Consider the following 20,269-nt stretch of genomic DNA (forward strand, 5'->3'; position numbering starts at 1 on the left):
GGTGAACACGCGCGGCCCGCCATGGATGAACACGTAGCGCGGCAGCAGCGTACCGTCGACTTCCAGCGGTTCAAGCGGGTCAGGTAAATCGTGCGCCAGACATTGAGCGCGAAGCGTCAGCAGGTCTGCCTTCGAGTTATAAGGCAAAACGTACATAATAGGGCGCGACGTATCGAGCCCTAATTCCAGCGCAGGTTCTGCTGGGATAGACTTACTTTTTACCAGGACGCTTAATGGTAAATTAAGTAATTTGTAGTAAATTCGTGGCCAGCCGGACATAAACGATGTAAAGCCTCTGGTTAATAATGCAATTGCGGCGCAAGGATAACAGAAAGCGCGCAAAATTTCTGTTGTTACCCGTCATACTTCAGGTTGCAGCAAAACGCGCTGCGGCTTTAGTTACAGACGCTATTTATCATAAAAGGTTCTTTTAATGGCCAATAATACCACTGGGTTAACTCGAATCATTAAAGCTGCCGGTTATTCATGGAAAGGTTTCCGCGCGGCATGGGTTAATGAAGCCGCTTTCCGCCAGGAAGCGGTTGCCGCAATCGTTGCCGTTGTCATCGCCTGCTTCCTTGATGTTGATGCTATCACCCGCGTACTGCTCATCGGATCTGTCCTTCTGGTGATGATAGTGGAAATTCTGAATAGCGCTATTGAGGCCGTTGTTGACCGAATCGGGTCGGAATTCCATGAACTGTCTGGCCGGGCGAAAGACATGGGTTCCGCTGCCGTACTGCTGGCGATTATCACTGCGGCGATCACCTGGGTCACGCTGCTTTGGTCGCATTTCCGATGAGCCTCGAGGAATAATTAAGTCCCTGGTTTTTTGTGCAGTTTTTGGTTCCAAAATCGCCTTTGACTGTATATACTCACAGCATAACTGTATATACACCCAGGGGGCGGTATGAAAGCGTTAACGACCAGGCAGCAAGAGGTGTTTGATCTCATTCGGGATCATATCGGCCAGACGGGTATGCCACCCACGCGTGCAGAAATTGCGCAGCGTCTGGGCTTCCGTTCTCCTAATGCTGCCGAAGAGCACCTTAAAGCGCTGGCGCGTAAGGGCGTGATTGAGATTGTTTCCGGCGCCTCACGCGGCATTCGTCTGCTTGTGGAAGAAGAGAGCGGTATTCCACTGGTGGGCCGCGTTGCCGCAGGTGAACCTCTGCTGGCGCAGCAGCACATCGAAGGGCACTATCAGGTTGACCCAGGCATGTTCAAGCCGAGCGCCGATTTCCTGCTGCGCGTTAGCGGAATGTCCATGAAAGATATCGGTATTCTGGATGGCGATCTGCTGGCGGTACACAAAACGCAGGATGTGCGTAACGGGCAAGTCGTGGTGGCGCGCATTGATGATGAAGTGACGGTTAAGCGCCTTAAGAAACAAGGCAATACCGTGCAGCTTCTGCCTGAAAACAATGAATTCTCCCCGATTGTGGTGGATCTCCGCGAGCAGAGCTTCTCTATTGAAGGACTGGCGGTCGGCGTTATCCGCAACGGTGAATGGCTGTAATCTCTTCCTGACAGGCTGTAGTTCCTCTACAGCCTTGCCTGTTTTCTGATTCCGGTAATTTCCATGGCATTGCTAACTTCTGCCGATAAGGCGTTGTGGCGTCTTGCGCTACCAATGATTTTTTCCAATATTACCGTTCCTCTGCTGGGGCTGGTGGATACGGCGGTTATCGGGCATCTCGATTCGCCGATTTATCTTGGCGGCGTCGCGATCGGCGCAACGGCGACCAGCTTCCTCTTTATGCTGCTGCTTTTTCTGCGCATGAGTACGACAGGCCTGACGGCCCAGGCGTATGGTGCAAAAGATCCTCTGCGTCTGGCGCGTGCGCTGGTTCAGCCGCTCATTCTGGCATTCGGTGCCGGCGCGTTAATCGTTCTGTTGCGTACGCCGCTGATTGATCTTGCGCTCCATATTGTAGGCGGCAGCGATGCCGTACTGGAACAGGCCCGGCGGTTCCTCGAAATTCGCTGGCTCAGCGCGCCCGCTTCACTGGCAAACCTGGTCCTGCTGGGCTGGCTGCTGGGCGTGCAGTACGCCCGCGCGCCGGTGATCCTACTGGTGGTGGGCAACCTGCTTAACATTGTGCTCGATCTCTGGCTGGTGATGGGGCTGCACATGAACGTCCGGGGCGCGGCGCTGGCCACGGCGATTGCCGAGTACGGTACGCTGCTGATCGGTTTGGGGATGGTCTGGCGCGTGCTGGCGATGCGCGGTATCACCCTGGTTCTGCTGAAATCGGCCTGGCGCGGCAACATTCGTAAGCTGCTGGCGCTTAATCGCGACATCATGCTCCGTTCGCTTCTGCTGCAACTCTGCTTTGGTGCATTAACCGTTTTTGGTGCGCGTCTTGGGCCTGAGATCGTTGCCGTCAACGCAGTGCTTATGACATTACTGACCTTTACCGCTTACGCGCTGGATGGTTTTGCTTACGCCGTGGAGGCGCATTCAGGGCAGGCCTATGGCGCGCGTGAAAGCGGCCAGTTACGTGAAGTCTGGCGTGCTGCCTGTCGTCAGGCGGGCCTGGTGGCGCTGGTCTTTGCTATGGTATACGCCTGTTTTGGTGGGCATATTGTCGCGTTACTCACCTCGTTGCCCGCGCTACGTGAGCTGGCCGATCGCTACATCCTCTGGCAGGTAGTATTACCGGTGGTGGGCGTGTGGTGCTATTTGCTGGACGGCATGTTTATTGGTGCGACGCGAGGGGCGGAGATGCGCAACAGCATGGCCGTCGCGGCGGCGGGGTTCGGCCTGACGCTGCTAACCCTGCCGTATCTCGGCAATCATGGTCTGTGGCTGGCGCTGGCGGTGTTTCTCTCACTGCGTGGCCTTTCGCTGGCCGTTATCTGGCATCGTCACTGGCGAAACAATACCTGGTTTCCAGCCCCGCACGATATATCGTAACGGTTAAAGATTCCGAATATAAAAACAACTGCCGAATCCTTAACTACAATAATAATCACGTCCAGCAGAAAAGAACGAAGCGGACGATACTCATAGACGCTTAACACGAGGACACGATTATGAATAAAGACGAAATCGGCGGCAACTGGAAGCAATTCAAAGGTAAAGCGAAAGAACAGTGGGGTAAGCTGACAGATGACGATATGACCGTCATTGAAGGTAAGCGCGATCAGCTGGTAGGTAAAATCCAGGAGCGCTACGGTTACGAAAAAGATCAGGCGGAAAATGAAGTCAAAGACTGGGAAACCCGTAACGACTACCGCTGGTAACCGGCACTATCCCCAAGGGCGGCCCTGAGCCGCCTTTTTCTTTGGCTTTAACGCGGCTTTTTCTTCACCAGGATAGAGTGATCGTGCTGACAGGCATCCTGATGGCGGCATGACTCCACCTCCACGCAGGCAGAACATAAGCCGTGGGCTTCAATCACGTTATGGCGCAGCGCAAAGCCCATTCTGGCTGCCAGCGTATGCATAATATCTTCCACACCTTCCGCACACTCTTCCTTCACCACACCACAGCGATCGCAGATAAACATGGCGGACGTGTGAGTTGGCTGGTCAAAAAGATGGCACAGCACATAGCTGTTTGTTGATTCCACTTTATGCACAAACCCTTGCTCCAGCAGAAAATCCAGCGCCCGATAAACGGTCGGCGGTTTTGCCTGCGGCTCGCTTTCACGCAGCAGATCGAGCAGATCGTAGGCGCTGATGGCGCCCTGTTGCAGGCTCATCAGACGCAGTACCTCAAGGCGCTGCGGGGTCAGGCGCACATTGCGTTGCGCGCACAGCTTTTCAGCTTGCGCTAACAGCTCTTTTGTGGACTTGTCCATCGGGCACCTCGGATATGGTAAGGGGTGAAAACATTCACTTTATCATGTTCTGCTAAAAACACCGAGATCCGCCAGGCTGTGCTATACCTGACGCATCGCAAATCAGGAGATCGCAAAATGAAAAGACCTGACTGTATTCGGCACTGGCGGGACGTGGAAGGCGCTGATGACGCAACGTATCCTGACAGTAACGAACGTTTTTCTGTTGGCGCGCCGCTGGCCCGCAGGCTGGGTCTCGGCCGCATTGGTATTCACCATGAACGGCTGCCACCCGGACGCCGTACGTCTTATCCGCATGCGGAAAGCGACGAAGAGGAGTTTGTTTACGTTCTGGAGGGTTACCCTGAGGCCTGGATCAATGGCTATTTATGGAAGCTCGAACCCGGAGACAGCGTGGGATTTCCAGCCGGGACGGGCGTGTGTCACACCTTTATCAACAATACCGATGAAGAGGTGCGCTTACTGGTGGTGGGTGAGGCCAATAAAAAACATAACTGCATCTACTATCCGCTCAATCCGGTGTATGCCGCGACGCGCGAAGACCGCTGGGTCGACCATCCGCCTCAGTTTTTTGGGCCGCACGATGGAAAACCTGGGCGAAAATAATTTCCTCTTCTATAAATATTGATGGTCGTCACATATTACAACAGGCCGGGATGGAATTTAACTTAAGGAAATAGCGGGTCTTTTTGCACTTATTCACAGCAATAGTTCGTTCCTGTTTGGGTGATAACAGACAGGGTTAACTAATAACAAACTATTTACGAGCACACTGTGAAAAAAAATTTTAAATTTTCGATGGTTAGCATCGCTGTCTCCTTTTTTATGGCAAATCAGGCGGGAGCAGCCAATACCTGGACGGAAGCGCGTAGCGACGCAATGGGCGGAACGGGTGTCGCGGCAGGGAGCTATGGCAGCGGGGCGTTAATCAACCCCGCGTTACTGGCAAAATCTAAGCCCGAGGATGATGTGACGGTTATTTTGCCGTCCGTTGGCGTACAGGTGACCGATGAAGACAATCTTCAGGACGAGATTGATACCATTAATGACAAAATCAATCATTACAAGGATGTGGTTGATAGTCTGACCCCCATTGAAGTTATCACCAATCCATTAGGTTCGATCAATCAGTTCCAGGGCGCAGCGAAAGATCTCGCTGATGAACTGGACTACCTGAAAGGCAAGACCGCACACGCCACCGCAGGGGCGGGGATTGCCGTCAGTATCCCTAACGATGTTCTTTCCGTGGCCTTTATGGCAAAAGGCTATGCCCATGGCCGGGTCAGCTCTTCAATCGATCAGCAGGACATTGATTATCTGCGCGGTATACAACGAAGCGATGCGGTGGCTGCCGGTGTGGCGCTGGATGCCGCGCTAAACGGTACCGATCAGATCACCAAAAACCTTAACTCTACGGCGTCTGGTCGGGCGGCGATTGTATCCGACTACGGTATTGCGGTGGCCCGTCAGTTCGATCTTGGCGGCGTTCCGGTTTCCGTTGGCGTCACGCCGAAGCTGCAAAAAACCTGGCTCTATAACTACACCACCTCAATCTACGATTACGACAGTAATAAGTGGAACGACAGCCGCTACCGTACCGACGACACTGGCTTCAACGTCGATGCCGGTATTGCTGCTGATTTTGGTGAAAACTGGACGGTCGGCGTGAGCGGGCAAAACCTGATGTCGCGCGATATCGATACCAAAGATATCCGCATTCGCAATGGGCGCACGGGAGAGGTGGTGAGTTATAAAGACACCTATCAGATCCGTCCGCTGGTCACTGCCGGGGCCGCCTGGCACAACGATCTGGTCACGTTGACCGCAGACGGCGATCTGACCGAAACCAAGGGCTTTAAAAGCGAAGACACCTCCCAGTACGTTGGCGTTGGTGCCGAAGTCACGCCACTGAGCTGGCTGGCAGTACGCGCCGGTTATCGTGCGGATATGAAAGGGAACGACAGCAACGTCTTTACCGGCGGTGTCGGTTTCGCGCCGTTCAACTCCGTCCACGTTGACCTGATGGGGCTTTATGGTGAAGACGAGACCTGGGGCGCAGGGGCACAGTTGAGCATGACGTTCTAAAGTACACCGGAGGCGCTGCGCCTCCGGCTTTTCTTTGTGCTATAGTAGCGCCCCTTTTCCACCAGATGCTTAAAACTTCGCCATGTCGTCAGAATTCCAGACCGCTTTCCCTGCACACCGTTTCTCCATTGCGCCAATGCTCGACTGGACGGACAGACACTGCCGCTATTTCCTGCGCCAGCTCTCCCGCCATACGCTGCTGTACACCGAAATGGTCACTACCGGCGCAATTATTCACGGCAAGGGCGATTATCTGGCGTACAGCGAAGAGGAGCATCCGGTTGCGCTGCAACTGGGTGGTAGCGATCCGGCTGCGCTGGCGCATTGCGCGAAGCTGGCTGAAGAACGCGGCTATGACGAGATTAACCTCAACGTCGGTTGCCCGTCCGACCGTGTGCAAAACGGTATGTTCGGCGCGTGTCTGATGGGTAATGCACATCTGGTGGCGGACTGTATCAAAGCGATGCGCGAGGTCGTCTCTATCCCGGTCACGGTCAAAACCCGTATCGGCATAGACGACCAGGACAGCTACGAGTTCCTGTGTGATTTCATCAACACCGTATCAGGGAAGGGTGAATGCGAGATGTTTATCATCCACGCCCGTAAAGCCTGGCTCTCTGGCCTCAGCCCGAAAGAAAACCGCGAGATCCCACCGCTGGACTACCCGCGCGTGTACCAGCTAAAACGCGACTTCCCGCACCTGACCATGTCGATCAACGGCGGTATTACGTCGCTGGACGAGGCCAAAGCGCATCTCGAACATATGGATGGCGTGATGGTCGGACGCGAGGCGTATCAGAATCCGGGCATTCTGGCGACGGTTGACCGGGAAATCTTTGGCGTTGACGGTGCTGACACCGATCCCGTGGCAGTAGTGCGCGCCATGTATCCGTACATTGAGCGCGAGCTGAGTCATGGTACGTATCTGGGCCACATTACCCGCCATATGCTTGGCCTGTTCCAGGGCATTCCTGGCGCGCGCCAGTGGCGTCGTTATCTCAGCGAGAACGCGCATAAGGCCGGTGCGGATATTGAGGTCCTGGAACACGCGCTGCGTCTGGTTGCGGATAAACGTTAAATTTCGCTAAAAGATGGTCAAATACGCCACGCCCTGCAAGACATTGCGGGGCGTTTTGCTTTCAGAACAATGACTTATTTTTGGCATGTTTCTTGTAACGATCGCAGTATCATTCGGGAACTCGTGGGAAAGCACCATGCTGGAACTACTTTTTGTGATTGGCTTCTTTATCATGCTGATGGTCACGGGCGTATCGCTGCTCGGTATCCTGGCCGCGCTCGTAGTGGCCACGGTGGTGATGTTTGTTGGCGGTTTATTTGCCCTGACGATTAAACTCTTGCCGTGGTTACTTCTGGCGATTGCGGTGGTATGGGCGATACGGGCGATTAAATCACCAAAACTGCCCACTTATCAGCGTAATAACCGCTTCCGTTACTAAGGTATTGAGGGGTACGTCACATACCTGCAACTTTTCCGGCAGCAATCCTTAGAACAGAATAGGATTTACTTATCGAATCTGTCACTATGGCTGCCGCTAAAGAATTCATCGAGCTGTACCCTACATACAGCCGAACTAAAAAAAGAAAGGGCTTCCCACGGGAAGCCCAATTTCTTTTTATGGCTCAGGGAATTAACAGACTTGATCCCTGCGTTGCCCGGCTCTCCAGCACCTCATGCGCGCGCTGCGCATCGGTCAGCGGATATTTCTGCGCCTCTGCCACATCCACTTTAATTACCCCACTGGCGATCAGCGAGAACAGCTCGTTGCTGGCTTCCTCAAGTTCTTCCCGGTTGGTGATGTAACCTTGCAGGGAAGGGCGAGTGACGTACAGTGACCCTTTCTGATTCAGAATGCCCAGGTTGACGCCGGTGACTGCCCCGGAGGCGTTACCGAAGCTCACCATCAGCCCGCGACGTTGCAGGCAGTCCAGCGAAGATTCCCAGGTGTCTTTCCCCACCGAGTCATACACCACGCGGACCTTTTTGCCGCCAGTGATCTCTTTCAGCCGCTCAACGATGCTCTCTTCCCGGTAGTTGATCACCTGCCATGCGCCCGCGTCCAGCGCGCGCTGCGCTTTTTGCGCGCTGCCTGTGGTGCCGATCAGCTTCGCGCCCAGGGCTTTCGCCCACTGGCAGGCAATCAGCCCCACGCCACCTGCGGCTGCGTGAAACAGGAATTGCTCGTCAGGCTTAATTTCGTAGGTTTTGCGCAGCAGATAATAGACCGTCAGCCCTTTCAGGAATGAGGCGGCAGCCTGCTCGAAGCCGATCGCATTTGGCAGAAGCGCCGCTTTCTCGGCCGGAACGTTATGGATGGAGCTGTAAGCGCCCAGCGCCGACTGCGCGTACACCACGCGATCGCCTTCCTTAATGTGCTTAACCGCGCTGCCCACTTTGCTGACGATACCGGCCGCCTCGGTGCCCAGTCCGCTCGGCATCGACGGAGGCGGATAGAGGCCGCCGCGAATATAGGTATCGATGTAGTTAATGCCGATCGCTTTGTTTTCCACCTGGATTTCGTTCTCGCCAGGCGCAGCGGGGGTAAATTCCACCGCTTTGAGTACGTCAGGGCCACCATGCTTGTGAAATTCAATACGTGTTGCCATGCTTCCTCCAGAATGTGGTAATCTTTCGACCCACTCTTTATCTCGGTAACTCCATTCACTATGGCAGGAAACAAACCCTTCAACAAACAGACTGAACCTCGTGAGCGTGATTATCAGGTCGCCGGGTTAAAAGTCCCGCCGCACTCGATTGAAGCGGAACAGTCGGTGTTGGGCGGTTTAATGCTGGATAACGAACGCTGGGACGACGTCGCCGAGCGCGTTGTCGCGGAAGACTTCTATACCCGCCCGCACCGCCACATCTTTACGGAAATGGCGCGTTTGCAGGAGTCGGGCAGCCCTATCGACCTGATTACGCTCGCAGAATCGCTGGAGCGTCTGGGACAGCTCGACAGCGTCGGCGGATTTGCCTATTTGGCAGAACTGTCAAAAAACACGCCAAGTGCCGCGAACATCAGCGCTTACGCTGATATCGTTCGTGAACGTGCCGTTGTCCGCGAGATGATCTCGGTGGCGAATGAGATCGCCGAGGCTGGTTTCGATCCCCAGGGGCGCACCAGCGAAGATCTGCTCGACCTGGCGGAATCCCGCGTCTTTAAAATCGCCGAAAGCCGTGCGAACAAAGACGAAGGCCCAAAAAATATCGCCGACGTGCTCGACGCCACGGTTGCGCGTATTGAGCAGCTTTTCCAGCAGCCGCACGATGGCGTGACGGGGGTGAACACCGGTTATGACGATCTCAACAAGAAAACGGCAGGTCTTCAGCCATCGGATTTGATTATCGTCGCGGCGCGTCCGTCGATGGGTAAAACGACATTTGCGATGAACCTCGTCGAAAACGCGGCGATGTTGCAGGATAAGCCGGTGCTTATCTTCAGTCTTGAGATGCCCTCTGAACAGATCATGATGCGTTCTCTGGCGTCCCTGTCGCGTGTGGATCAGACCCGCATCCGTACCGGTCAGCTGGACGATGAGGACTGGGCGCGGATCTCCGGTACCATGGGGATTTTGCTGGAAAAACGGAACATCTATATCGATGACTCCTCCGGCCTGACGCCGACGGAAGTGCGTTCCCGCGCGCGCCGTATCGCCCGTGAACACGGTGGCATCGGCCTTATCATGATCGACTACCTTCAGCTGATGCGCGTTCCGTCGCTTTCCGACAATCGTACGCTGGAGATTGCCGAGATTTCCCGCTCGCTCAAGGCGTTAGCCAAAGAGCTGCACGTGCCGGTGGTGGCGCTATCGCAGCTTAACCGCTCTCTGGAACAACGTGCAGACAAGCGCCCGGTCAACTCCGACCTGCGTGAATCCGGCTCCATCGAGCAGGATGCCGACTTAATCATGTTCATCTACCGTGATGAGGTTTATCACGAGAACAGCGATCTGAAAGGGATCGCCGAAATTATTATTGGTAAGCAACGTAACGGCCCCATCGGTACGGTACGTCTGACCTTTAACGGCCAGTGGTCGCGTTTCGACAACTATGCCGGTCCTCAATATGATGATGAGTAATTTCTAAGGAATTCAAATGCAAGCGGCAACTGTTGTTATTAACCGCCGCGCTCTGCGACACAACCTGCAACGTCTGCGAGAACTGGCGCCCGCCAGTCAGCTCGTTGCAGTCGTGAAAGCGAACGCTTACGGACACGGTCTTCTTGAGACCGCGCGAACGCTCCCCGATGCCGACGCTTTTGGCGTCGCCCGTCTCGAAGAAGCTCTCCGCCTGCGCGCAGGTGGAATTACGCAACCGATACTGCTCCTGGAAGGCTTTTTTGAAGCCTCGGACCTGCCGACCATTGCCGATCAGCACCTGCACACGGCGGTGCATAACGAAGAACAGCTGGCCGCGCTGGAAACGGCTGAACTGAGCGAGCCGGTCACCGTCTGGATGAAGCTCGACACGGGCATGCACCGTCTGGGCGTGCGGCCGGAAAGCGCGGAGGCGTTTTATCAGCGTCTGTGTCAGTGCAAAAATGTGCGTCAGCCGGTGAACATCGTCAGCCACTTTGCCCGCGCCGATGAGCCTGAATGCGGCGCAACGGAACAGCAGCTTGATATCTTCAACACCTTCTGCGAAGGCAAACCGGGGATGCGCTCCATTGCGGCGTCCGGCGGGATCCTGCTATGGCCGCAGTCGCACTTCGACTGGGCGCGTCCGGGCATCATTCTTTATGGCGTTTCGCCGCTGGAGAACAAACCCTGGGGGCCGGACTTTGGCTTTAAGCCGGTTATGTCGCTGGTTTCAAAGCTGATTGCCGTGCGTGAGCACAAAGCGGGAGAGCCGGTGGGTTACGGCGGCACCTGGACCAGCGAGCACGACACGCGTCTTGGCGTGGTGGCGATGGGCTACGGCGACGGCTATCCCCGCGCCGCGCCAACGGGGACGCCGGCGCTGGTCAATGGACGCGAAGTCAAGATTGTCGGTCGCGTGGCGATGGACATGATTTGTGTTGATCTTGGGCCCGACGCGCAGGATAAAGCGGGGGACGATGCGGTGATGTGGGGTGAAGGCCTGCCGGTAGAGCGTATTGCTGAAATAACAAAAGTGAGTGCTTACGAACTTATCACGCGCCTTACTTCAAGGGTCGCAATGAAATACGTCGACTAAGCATGAGCGGGATGCGATGCATCCCGCTTCTGTTAACATCCCCTCGATCTTCTTCCGCTTCCGGTTTATTGTTGAATGCCCTGCCTCATAATAATCCGGAGAACATCGCGTGTTTCAGAAAGTAGACGCCTACGCCGGCGACCCTATCCTCTCCTTGATGGAGCGTTTCAAAGAAGATCCTCGCAGCGACAAAGTGAACCTCAGCATTGGTCTTTACTACAACGAAGACGGCATCATTCCTCAGTTGAAAGCCGTTGCCGAAGCTGAAGCGCGTCTGAACGCAACCCCGCACGGTGCTTCGCTTTATCTGCCGATGGAAGGATTAAACACCTACCGCAACACTATCGCGCCGCTGCTGTTTGGTGCGGACCACGCGGTGCTCGCGCAAAAGCGCGTGGCGACTATCCAGACGCTGGGTGGCTCGGGTGCGCTAAAGGTAGGCGCAGATTTCCTGAAAAAGTACTTCCCGGATTCCGGCGTGTGGGTCAGCGACCCGACGTGGGAAAACCATGTTGCGATCTTCGAGGGCGCGGGCTTTAAGGTGGCGACCTATCCGTGGTTCGACAGCGAAACCAACGGCGTGCGCGTTGATGCGCTGCTGGAAAAACTGAACACCCTGCCGGAGCGCAGTATCGTATTGCTGCATCCGTGCTGCCATAACCCGACCGGTGCGGACCTCACCAATGCCCAGTGGGATGCGGTGATCGAGATACTGAAGGCGCGTAACCTGATCCCGTTCCTCGACATCGCCTATCAGGGCTTTGGCGCGGGCATGGAGGAAGACGCCTATGCCATTCGCGCGATTGCCAGCGCGGGGCTTCCCGCTCTGGTCAGCAACTCGTTCTCAAAAATCTTCTCCCTGTACGGCGAGCGCGTTGGCGGCCTGTCCGTGGTGTGTGAAGACGCCGAAGCCGCGGGACGCGTACTCGGTCAGCTGAAAGCGACGGTCCGCCGGATCTACTCCAGCCCGCCGAACTTTGGTGCGCAGGTGGTGGCGACAGTTCTCGGTGACGAAACGCTGAAAGCGTCCTGGCTTGCTGAAGTGGAAGCGATGCGTAAGCGCATCCTGTCGATGCGTCAGGAGCTGGTTAACGTCCTGAAAGAGGCCGTGCCTGGGCATAACTTTGATTATCTTCTCAAGCAACGCGGGATGTTCAGCTACACCGGACTGAGCGCAGCGCAGGTCGATCGCCTGCGCGAAGAGTTCGGTGTCTACCTGATCGCCAGCGGCCGTATGTGCGTGGCGGGTCTGAATGCCAGCAACGTCCAGCGCGTGGCGCAGGCGTTTGCATCCGTAATGTAAGCATTCACTTACTTGCATACTGTATGTAGGCCGGGCAAGGCGTAGCCGCCACCCGGCTTTTTTGTTCGCGCCGGTGCCAGTCATTGCCCGGTGGCGCTTCGCTTCCCGGACCTACACGTTTCTTCTGCGCTTTGTGATCGTCTTCTTTTTATTCAGCTCCATAAGTAAAAACTCCTTTCCTTCCCCTACCGCTGGGGTTATGGTCGGATAGTTTTTTGACCATCCGCTCAAAATAAAAAGATAACAAACTGAATATTCAGGGGAAAATATGCGCAAGATCACACTGGCGCTCAGCGCCGCCTGCTTATTGTTCTCGCTTAATAGCGCCGTTGTTGCACGGGCTTCTGCACCCACGCCGCTTTACACCGGCACTACCGCCGCCATTCTTGCCGAACAGGCCCCCATTCACTGGGTTTCAGTGGCACAAATCGAAAATAGCCTGACGGGTCGCCCGCCGATAGCCGTGGGCTTCGATATTGACGATACCGTTCTCTTCTCCAGCCCCGGTTTCTGGCGCGGCAAAAAAACGTACTCCCCGGACAGCGAAGCCTATCTGAAAAACCCGGAATTCTGGGAAAAGATGAACAACGGCTGGGATGAGTTCAGTATCCCGAAAGAGGTTGCCCGCGCGCTGATCGCCATGCACGTAAAGCGCGGCGACAGCATTTACTTCGTGACCGGACGTAGCCAGACCAAAACCGAAACCGTCTCGAAAACGCTACAGGATGATTTCCTGATCCCGGCGGCCAGCATGAACCCGGTCATTTTTGCCGGGGACCAGGAAGGGCAAAACACCAAAACCCAGTGGCTGGAAAAGAAAAATATCAAAGTGTTCTACGGGGATTCAGATAACGACATCACCGCGGCGCAAGACGTGGGAGCCAGAGGCATCAGGGTGTTACGCGCCTCGAACTCCACCTACCGACCGCTGCCGATGGCCGGAAAATTTGGTGAAGAGGTGATCGTTAACTCTGAATACTGACGCATTAACGGCGGGGTGAATGCTTTTTTAATCAAATCTCGCTGCGCGGGTTTTACCTTTCGCTTTCTTGCTGCACACTTAGAAAGATTCACCTTTCATAATGGAGCAGCACATGTGGTATCAACAGACCCTGACCTTAAGCGCAAAACCACGCGGATTTCACCTTGTGACGGACGAAGTCATCGGGCAAATCCGCGACCTGTCGCGCGTCAAAACGGGTTTGCTGCATCTGCTGCTTCAGCACACATCTGCTTCTCTCACGCTCAATGAAAATTGCGATCCCACCGTCCGGTCTGACATGGAGCGGCATTTTCTGAAAACCGTCCCGGATAACGCCCCGTATGAGCATGATTACGAGGGGGCGGACGATATGCCTTCGCACATCAAATCCTCTTTGCTGGGCGTCTCGCTGATGCTGCCGGTCCACAACGGACGGCTACTGCTGGGAACGTGGCAGGGGATCTGGCTGGGAGAACATCGCATTCACGGTGGTTCGCGTAAAATTATCGCAACGCTACAAGGGGAATAAAGATGACAATTTCGGAGATACTTCAGTACTGCATGAGCAAGCCGGGTGCGGAACAAAGCGTTCACAGCGACTGGAAAGCCACGCAGATCAAAGTGGGGGATGTGCTGTTCGCGATGGTGAAAGAGGTGGATGCGCGGCCTGCGGCATCACTGAAAACCAGTCCGGAACTGGCCGACTTACTGCGCCAGCAGCACGATGATGTCAGGCCAAGTAAGCATCTGAATAAAGCGCACTGGAGTACGGTGTTTCTCGACGGCTCGCTGCCAGATTCGCAAATTTACTACCTGGTGGATGCGTCGTATCTACAGGCGGTTGAACTGCTGCCGGAAACGATCCGACAGCAGCTCTCCGTGTGACGATTACAGCAACGGTTTGAGGAAGCGCGCGGTGTGCGAGGCTTCGCACTCTGCAACGGTCTCTGGCGTACCGGAGACGAGGATTTCACCACCGCCGCTGCCGCCTTCCGGGCCGAGATCGACAATCCAGTCAGCGGTTTTAATCACGTCCAGGTTGTGCTCAATCACCACGATGGTGTTGCCCTGATCGCGCAGCTGGTGCAGCACGTCCAGCAGCTGCTGGATATCCGCAAAGTGCAGGCCGGTGGTCGGCTCATCCAGAATATACAGCGTCTGACCGGTACCGCGTTTGGACAGCTCACGCGCCAGCTTCACGCGCTGCGCTTCACCGCCGGACAGCGTTGTCGCTGACTGCCCCAGACGAATATAGGTCAGACCCACATCCATGAGGGTTTGCAGCTTACGCGCCAGCGCAGGGACGGCGTCAAAGAACTCGCGCGCCTCTTCGATGGTCATATCCAGCACTTCGTGGATGGTCTTGCCTTTGTACTTAATCTCCAGCGTTTCGCGGTTATAACGCTTACCTTTACACTGGTCGCACGGCACGTAGATATCCGGCAGGAAGTGCATCTCAACCTTGATTACGCCGTCGCCCTGGCACGCTTCACAGCGGCCGCCGCGCACGTTAAAGCTGAAACGGCCTGGCGTATAGCCGCGTGAACGCGCTTCCGGCACGCCGGCAAAGAGTTCACGTACGGGCGTAAAGACGCCGGTATAGGTCGCCGGGTTGGAACGCGGCGTACGGCCAATCGGGCTCTGATCGATGTCGATAACCTTGTCGAAATGCTCCAGCCCCTGAATGTCGCGGTACGGCGCAGGCTCGGCCAGCGTCGCGCCGTTCAGCGCCGTCTGCGCAATCGGGAACAGCGTATCGTTGATCAGCGTCGATTTACCGGAACCGGACACGCCGGTGATGCAGGTAAACAGCCCGACAGGCAGTGTCAGGGTCACGTCCTTCAGGTTGTTGCCGCGCGCGCCGGTCAGCTTCAGCACTTTTTCCGGGTTCGCCGCCACGCGCTGTTTCGGCACTTCAATTTTGCGCTTGCCGCTCATGTACTGGCCGGTCAGCGATTCAGGCACCGCCATGATGTCTTTCAGCGTCCCTTCCGCGACCACCTGGCCGCCGTGTACGCCTGCGCCCGGGCCGATGTCGATCACGTGGTCCGCGGCGCGGATCGCATCTTCGTCGTGCTCGACCACGATTACCGTGTTGCCGAGGTTACGCAGGTGAACCAGCGTGCCGAGCAGGCGTTCGTTGTCGCGCTGGTGCAGGCCGATAGACGGCTCATCCAGCACGTACATCACGCCGACTAAGCCCGCGCCAATCTGGCTCGCCAGACGGATACGCTGGGCTTCACCGCCGGACAGCGTTTCAGCCGAGCGGGAAAGCGTCAGGTAGTTCAGACCGACGTTCACGAGGAACTTGAGGCGATCGCCGATCTCTTTCAGCACTTTTTCAGCGATTTTCGCGCGCTGACCGGAGAGCTTCAGGTTGTTGAAGAAGTCCATCGCGTGGCCGATGCTCATGTCTGAGATGGTCGGCAGTGCCGTGTTTTCGACAAACACGTGACGCGCTTCGCGACGCAGACGTGTACCCTCGCAGGTGGCGCAGGAGCGGTTGCTGATGAACTTCGCCAGCTCCTCACGCACCGCGCTGGATTCGGTCTCTTTGTAGCGGCGCTCCATGTTGTGCAACACCCCTTCGAACGGGTGGCGACGCACGGAAGTGTCACCGCGATCGTTCATGTACTTGAACTCAATATTCTCTTTGCCGGAACCGAACAGGATCACTTTATGTACGTTCGCGCTCAGGCTGGCCCACGGGGCTTCAACGTCGAACTTATAGTGCTCAGCCAGCGATTTCAGCATCTGGAAGTAGTAAAAATTACGCTTATCCCAGCCGCGAATAGCGCCACCCGCCAGCGACAGTTCCGGGTTTTGGATCACACGGTCCGGGTCGAAATACTGCTGAACGCCCAGGCCGTCACAGGTCGGGCACGCGCCCGCCGGGTTGTTGAACGAGAACAGGCGCGGCTCCAGCTCGCGCATGCTGTAGCCGCAAATCGGACAGGCGAAGTTGGCGGAGAAGAGCAGCTCTTCCGCTTTTGCATCGTCCATGTCTGACACCACCGCCGTGCCGCCCGACAGTTCCAGCGCCGTTTCAAAGGATTCCGCCAGACGCGTCGCCAGATCTTCACGTACCTTAAAGCGGTCAATCACCACTTCGATGGTGTGTTTCTTTTGCAGCTCCAGCTTTGGCGGATCCGACAGGTCACACACTTCACCGTCGATACGGGCGCGGATATAGCCCTGGCTTGCCAGGTTCTCCAGCGTTTTGGTGTGCTCGCCCTTACGCTCTTTAATGATCGGCGCCAGCAGCATCAGGCGTTTGCCTTCCGGCTGCGACAGCACGTTATCCACCATCTGGCTCACGGTCTGGGCCGCCAGCGGGACATCATGATCCGGGCAGCGCGGCTCGCCCACGCGCGCATACAGCAGACGCAGGTAGTCATGGATTTCGGTAATGGTACCGACCGTGGAGCGCGGGTTATGCGATGTGGATTTCTGCTCAATGGAGATGGCAGGGGACAACCCTTCAATGTGGTCGACATCCGGTTTTTCCATCAGCGACAGGAACTGACGCGCGTACGCCGAGAGCGATTCAACGTAACGACGCTGTCCTTCGGCATACAAAGTGTCGAAAGCCAGTGAGGATTTGCCAGACCCCGAAAGCCCGGTCACGACGATGAGTTTGTCGCGAGGGATTATGAGGTTGATATTCTTGAGATTATGGGTGCGGGCGCCCCGAACTTCGATCTTATCCATTCACCTTTCCCGGTTGGAACACGGATTGCCTGATTTGTTTGAAGGACAAACGGCTGTCAGAAACGGCTAATTATGACACAAAATGACCTGTTTGAATATACAGTATTGGAATGCATTTTCTGATTCACTGTGTAACAATGTCGAGTTCGCGGGAGAACTCTGGAACGTGCTACGCAACTATCAAAGTGCAGCATGGAAATGGTACACTCGCGCGTTTACACTATTAAGAAACGTATTCAGGAGACACGAACATGGCCAGCAGAGGCGTAAACAAGGTGATTCTCGTCGGTAATCTGGGCCAGGACCCGGAAGTACGCTACATGCCGAGTGGTGGCGCAGTTGCCAACATTACGCTGGCTACTTCCGAATCCTGGCGTGATAAAGCGACCGGAGAAATGAAAGAGCAGACCGAATGGCACCGCGTTGTGCTGTTTGGCAAACTGGCCGAAGTGGCCGGTGAGTATCTGCGTAAAGGTTCTCAGGTCTATATCGAAGGCCAGCTGCGTACCCGCAAATGGACCGACCAATCCGGCGCTGAGAAGTACACCACGGAAGTGGTGGTGAACGTGGGCGGCACCATGCAGATGCTGGGTGGCCGTCAGGGCGGCGGCGCACCAGCAGGTGGCGGCCAGCAGCAGGGCGGTTGGGGCCAGCCTCAGCAGCCGCAGGGCGGCAATCAGTTCAGCGGCGGCGCGCAGTCTCGTCCGCAGCAGCAGTCTGCTCCGGCACCGTCTAACGAACCGCCAATGGATTTCGACGACGATATCCCGTTCTGATATCCAGACGCGTGAAAAACAAAAAACCCAGACAATGTCTGGGTTTTTTTATAACAGGCTATCAGGTAATCACCATCGGCCAGTCTGGCGGAGTGTGGCTCATGGCTTCAACCATCACCACTTTAATGTTTTCCCAGACGGCGGCTATATCCACCAGCGTAATGCCAAGCAAACCTGTCGCGAACCAGCATGCGGCGCCCAACCCTAACAGGGTGCTAATCACAGCAAGACCTGCGTAGTCGGACTTTCGAAACTGAATGTTTAACGTGCTGGCCAGGAACATCAAAACCGCGCTCAACAACGGCCAGCGCAGGAGCACCATGCTGGTGGTAATGGTTGCCATAAAACCCATCCTCGACAAAACAGACGAACTGGAATGAAACAATGTTTCTCGTTACATAAGATGTGTGAACTATATCACATTTGCTGTTTTATTCGCCAGTATCCGTGTGGGGTAAAAGTGGGTTTATTACCAGGGAAAATATATCGTCGTCGCTCATATCCGCGTCTGGTCGGAATTTTTATTTTTAATTCATTCAGATAGCAAAACCTTTGCAAAACACCATCGGCTGTATAGCGTTTACAGCAGTATATCTATGGATTATGCTTGTGTGGAACAATAAATGTACCCGCAAAAATAATTCATCGCATTGAATTAATTGACTTTTTTAGATTTTGTATTCTTTGTTTTACACTCAGCATGCTCTTTGATTTCGTGGTCTTATTCTTTTATTCAGATATGAATTATTGCGGTTGCTCTCTCGATTAATGACCTGCGAAAAGATAATGAAAGAAAAAAGACGCGAGATTATTAACGACAGCATGCAGGCGCTGCATGCCCTGGCGAAGCTGATGCCGCAACTCAACGCGCAGTGTTCGCCGGTTGAAATGCTGGAAATTATCAACAGCGCACTGGGGGCAAATCTCTCATGGATCAGTGTCGAATCCGCAGACGGGCCGCGGGTGGTTTGTGCCGGCGACGTGACGTGTCACGCCTTCAACGTGGCTGATTTTCTTGCCAGCACCCTGTTGCAGCGGCATCACCGCGCCTGGCGGGTGATCTACTGGAAAGAGCATATTGGCCGGGCGGTATTTTCCCCTCAGCACCCAGGCTATGCGCGGCTGCAAAGCGGCGTGCTGTGTAAATTCTCAGCGCATGGCAGACAGTGCAGTGGTTATTTCTTTTTGGCTTTTAATGAAAAACTGACCTCGTTGCCGATACTGAAAAATATCGTGGTGGTATTGGTTGAGAAGCTAAAAGATTATTTTGATGACATCATCGTGCGGGAAAAAACGGCGCAGGAAATGCAGCGCGTCGTCACGCAATATAAAACCTTATTTGAACGTGCTCCGGTATTAATGAACGCCTTTGACAGGCATAACCGGTGTGTATTGTGGAATGCCGAATGCGAAAAAGTCTTTGGCTGGAGTATGACTGAAATCGGCGAGCATCCCGATCCGCTGGCCCTGTTTTACCCGGATCCTGAGGAGCGACAGCGCGTGCAGGAGTCGGTTCGTTTCGCACCGCTTAAGGATATGTACGAATGGCACCCGGTGCGTAAAGACGGGACGCAGTTAACCATTCTCTGGTCAAACATCCTTTTGCCGGATAACTCCATTCTCAACATTGGCCTGGATATCACCGAACGTAAAAAAGCAGAACAGCAGCTGACCGTCAAAGCCACCACTGACGATCTGACGGGCTGTCTGAATCGCTCGACAATCTTACAGCGGCTCAAAATGGCGCTGGCAGCCAGTTCGCCGCAGGATGTAAGTAGCCACTTCTGTCTCCTGATGTTCGATCTCGATTATTTCAAGCAGATCAACGATCGGTGGGGACATCAGGTTGGCGATGCGGCATTGATCCACTTTTGCGACCGTATTCGCGAGGTGAGCCCGGCCGGGTCGGCGCTGGGACGGGTGGGTGGCGAAGAGTTTGTTCTTCTGCTGGCGCACACGGATGGTATGGCCGCTACGTTGCTCTCTTCCCGGCTGCGTGCCGCGCTGATCTCAAAACCGCTGCGTGTGGGCGATAAAACGCTGGTACTCTCTTTCAGCGCCGGGGTGGTTGAAGTCTGTCAGGGGCAACGGGATACTTCTGCCATACTGATGCGTGCCGATAAGGCATTATATGACGCCAAGCGTACGGGAAGAGGAAAAACGGTCCTGGCGTCTGATTATTTATAAATCAGCATAAGAACAAAGAGCAGGCTATTTCAGCCAGCGAATTTTCCACACCTGTCGCGGGTAATTATTTTCCTTATCAGAAACGAAATGAATACTTTTAGTTTGGCTTACGGGAAAATATTATCGGCATCACGAATTTTAGGATTTTTAATACCAAAAGTCAGTTGCTAACTTCCCATGATTCATGCAACGTAATCACCTGTTTATCAAAGCAGCCGGTCT

General features: G+C 55.0%; 20 protein-coding genes and 1 pseudogene. 16 read left to right on the plus strand and 5 right to left on the minus strand.

What is annotated here, in order from left to right; genetic code table 11:
- A pseudogene (locus IM290_RS21665) lies at positions 1-279 on the minus strand (glycerol-3-phosphate 1-O-acyltransferase); the annotation flags it as partial.
- Positions 280-433: 154 nt separating this feature from the next.
- Here IM290_RS21665 and IM290_RS17130 point away from each other — a divergent pair.
- The 4 genes from IM290_RS17130 (at position 434) to IM290_RS17145 (ending at position 3,249) form a co-directional block, all read left to right on the plus strand.
- Positions 434-802, plus strand: coding sequence for a diacylglycerol kinase (locus tag IM290_RS17130; protein ID WP_017382619.1), 369 nt, complete (start codon positions 434-436; stop codon positions 800-802).
- A gap of 108 nt (positions 803-910) precedes the next feature.
- Positions 911-1,519 carry a transcriptional repressor LexA gene (gene lexA, locus IM290_RS17135; RefSeq protein WP_003860318.1) on the plus strand — a complete coding sequence of 203 codons (609 nt, stop codon included), beginning with the start codon at positions 911-913 and terminating at the stop codon, positions 1,517-1,519.
- A gap of 63 nt (positions 1,520-1,582) precedes the next feature.
- A complete protein-coding gene (gene dinF / locus IM290_RS17140; RefSeq protein ID WP_193042110.1) occupies positions 1,583-2,920 on the plus strand; it encodes an MATE family efflux transporter DinF in 1,338 nt (445 codons plus the stop codon).
- A gap of 119 nt (positions 2,921-3,039) precedes the next feature.
- Positions 3,040-3,249: a CsbD family protein gene (locus IM290_RS17145; protein ID WP_003860314.1), complete on the plus strand. Its 210-nt coding sequence runs from the start codon at positions 3,040-3,042 to the stop codon at positions 3,247-3,249.
- A gap of 47 nt (positions 3,250-3,296) precedes the next feature.
- On the opposite strand, the gene zur is transcribed toward IM290_RS17145, so the two are convergent.
- Positions 3,297-3,809, minus strand: coding sequence for a zinc uptake transcriptional repressor Zur (gene zur, locus IM290_RS17150; protein ID WP_006810484.1), 513 nt, complete (start codon positions 3,807-3,809; stop codon positions 3,297-3,299).
- Positions 3,810-3,926: 117 nt separating this feature from the next.
- Between zur and IM290_RS17155 the strand changes: the two genes are divergently transcribed.
- From IM290_RS17155 to pspG, 4 genes are all read left to right on the plus strand, one after another.
- Positions 3,927-4,415 carry a cupin domain-containing protein gene (locus IM290_RS17155; RefSeq protein WP_047726101.1) on the plus strand — a complete coding sequence of 163 codons (489 nt, stop codon included), beginning with the start codon at positions 3,927-3,929 and terminating at the stop codon, positions 4,413-4,415.
- Positions 4,416-4,583: 168 nt separating this feature from the next.
- Complete coding sequence (gene traF / locus IM290_RS17160; protein WP_047726099.1) at positions 4,584-5,894, plus strand: conjugal transfer protein TraF; 1,311 nt, start codon at positions 4,584-4,586, stop codon at positions 5,892-5,894.
- A gap of 82 nt (positions 5,895-5,976) precedes the next feature.
- Positions 5,977-6,972 carry a tRNA dihydrouridine(20/20a) synthase DusA gene (dusA, locus tag IM290_RS17165; protein ID WP_193042109.1) on the plus strand — a complete coding sequence of 332 codons (996 nt, stop codon included), beginning with the start codon at positions 5,977-5,979 and terminating at the stop codon, positions 6,970-6,972.
- Positions 6,973-7,108: 136 nt separating this feature from the next.
- Entirely contained in the window at positions 7,109-7,351 is a 243-nt protein-coding gene (gene pspG, locus IM290_RS17170) for an envelope stress response protein PspG (protein ID WP_017382623.1), read from the plus strand.
- A gap of 184 nt (positions 7,352-7,535) precedes the next feature.
- Here pspG and IM290_RS17175 read toward each other — a convergent pair whose 3' ends face one another.
- Complete coding sequence (locus IM290_RS17175) at positions 7,536-8,519, minus strand: quinone oxidoreductase (protein ID WP_003860300.1); 984 nt, start codon at positions 8,517-8,519, stop codon at positions 7,536-7,538.
- Positions 8,520-8,579: 60 nt separating this feature from the next.
- Between IM290_RS17175 and dnaB the strand changes: the two genes are divergently transcribed.
- From dnaB to IM290_RS17205, 6 genes are all read left to right on the plus strand, one after another.
- Complete coding sequence (gene dnaB / locus IM290_RS17180; protein ID WP_003860298.1) at positions 8,580-9,992, plus strand: replicative DNA helicase; 1,413 nt, start codon at positions 8,580-8,582, stop codon at positions 9,990-9,992.
- Between the two features lie 16 nt (positions 9,993-10,008).
- Complete coding sequence (alr, locus tag IM290_RS17185; RefSeq protein ID WP_193042108.1) at positions 10,009-11,088, plus strand: alanine racemase; 1,080 nt, start codon at positions 10,009-10,011, stop codon at positions 11,086-11,088.
- A 109-nt stretch (positions 11,089-11,197) separates the two neighbouring features.
- Entirely contained in the window at positions 11,198-12,391 is a 1,194-nt protein-coding gene (gene tyrB / locus IM290_RS17190; RefSeq protein WP_017382625.1) for an aromatic amino acid transaminase, read from the plus strand.
- 268 nt (positions 12,392-12,659) lie between these two features.
- Complete coding sequence (gene aphA / locus IM290_RS17195) at positions 12,660-13,373, plus strand: acid phosphatase AphA (RefSeq protein WP_017382626.1); 714 nt, start codon at positions 12,660-12,662, stop codon at positions 13,371-13,373.
- Positions 13,374-13,485: 112 nt separating this feature from the next.
- The gene (locus tag IM290_RS17200; RefSeq protein ID WP_022650227.1) at positions 13,486-13,902 is read left to right on the plus strand and encodes a secondary thiamine-phosphate synthase enzyme YjbQ; all 417 of its coding nucleotides are present in this window, start codon (positions 13,486-13,488) and stop codon (positions 13,900-13,902) included.
- Between the two features lie 2 nt (positions 13,903-13,904).
- A complete protein-coding gene (locus IM290_RS17205; RefSeq protein ID WP_017382628.1) occupies positions 13,905-14,258 on the plus strand; it encodes an MmcQ/YjbR family DNA-binding protein in 354 nt (117 codons plus the stop codon).
- Positions 14,259-14,261: 3 nt separating this feature from the next.
- Here the strand turns inward: IM290_RS17205 and uvrA are convergent, their stop codons facing one another.
- A complete protein-coding gene (gene uvrA, locus IM290_RS17210; RefSeq protein WP_003860287.1) occupies positions 14,262-17,084 on the minus strand; it encodes an excinuclease ABC subunit UvrA in 2,823 nt (940 codons plus the stop codon).
- A 251-nt stretch (positions 17,085-17,335) separates the two neighbouring features.
- Between uvrA and ssb1 the strand changes: the two genes are divergently transcribed.
- The gene (gene ssb1 / locus IM290_RS17215) at positions 17,336-17,860 is read left to right on the plus strand and encodes a single-stranded DNA-binding protein SSB1 (RefSeq protein WP_008503384.1); all 525 of its coding nucleotides are present in this window, start codon (positions 17,336-17,338) and stop codon (positions 17,858-17,860) included.
- A 61-nt stretch (positions 17,861-17,921) separates the two neighbouring features.
- On the opposite strand, the gene IM290_RS17220 is transcribed toward ssb1, so the two are convergent.
- Positions 17,922-18,203 (minus strand): YjcB family protein, encoded by a 282-nt coding sequence (locus tag IM290_RS17220; RefSeq protein ID WP_003860282.1) that lies wholly within the window; start codon positions 18,201-18,203, stop codon positions 17,922-17,924.
- A gap of 443 nt (positions 18,204-18,646) precedes the next feature.
- Here IM290_RS17220 and IM290_RS17225 point away from each other — a divergent pair, with 443 nt between their 5' ends.
- Positions 18,647-20,047, plus strand: a complete 1,401-nt coding sequence (locus tag IM290_RS17225) for a sensor domain-containing diguanylate cyclase (RefSeq protein ID WP_193042107.1) — start codon at positions 18,647-18,649, stop codon at positions 20,045-20,047.
- Positions 20,048-20,269 lie beyond the last annotated feature (222 nt).

The sequence above is a fragment of the Enterobacter cloacae complex sp. S1 genome, from assembly GCF_014930525.1.
Taxonomy (GTDB): Bacteria; Pseudomonadota; Gammaproteobacteria; order Enterobacterales; family Enterobacteriaceae; genus Enterobacter; species Enterobacter hormaechei_C.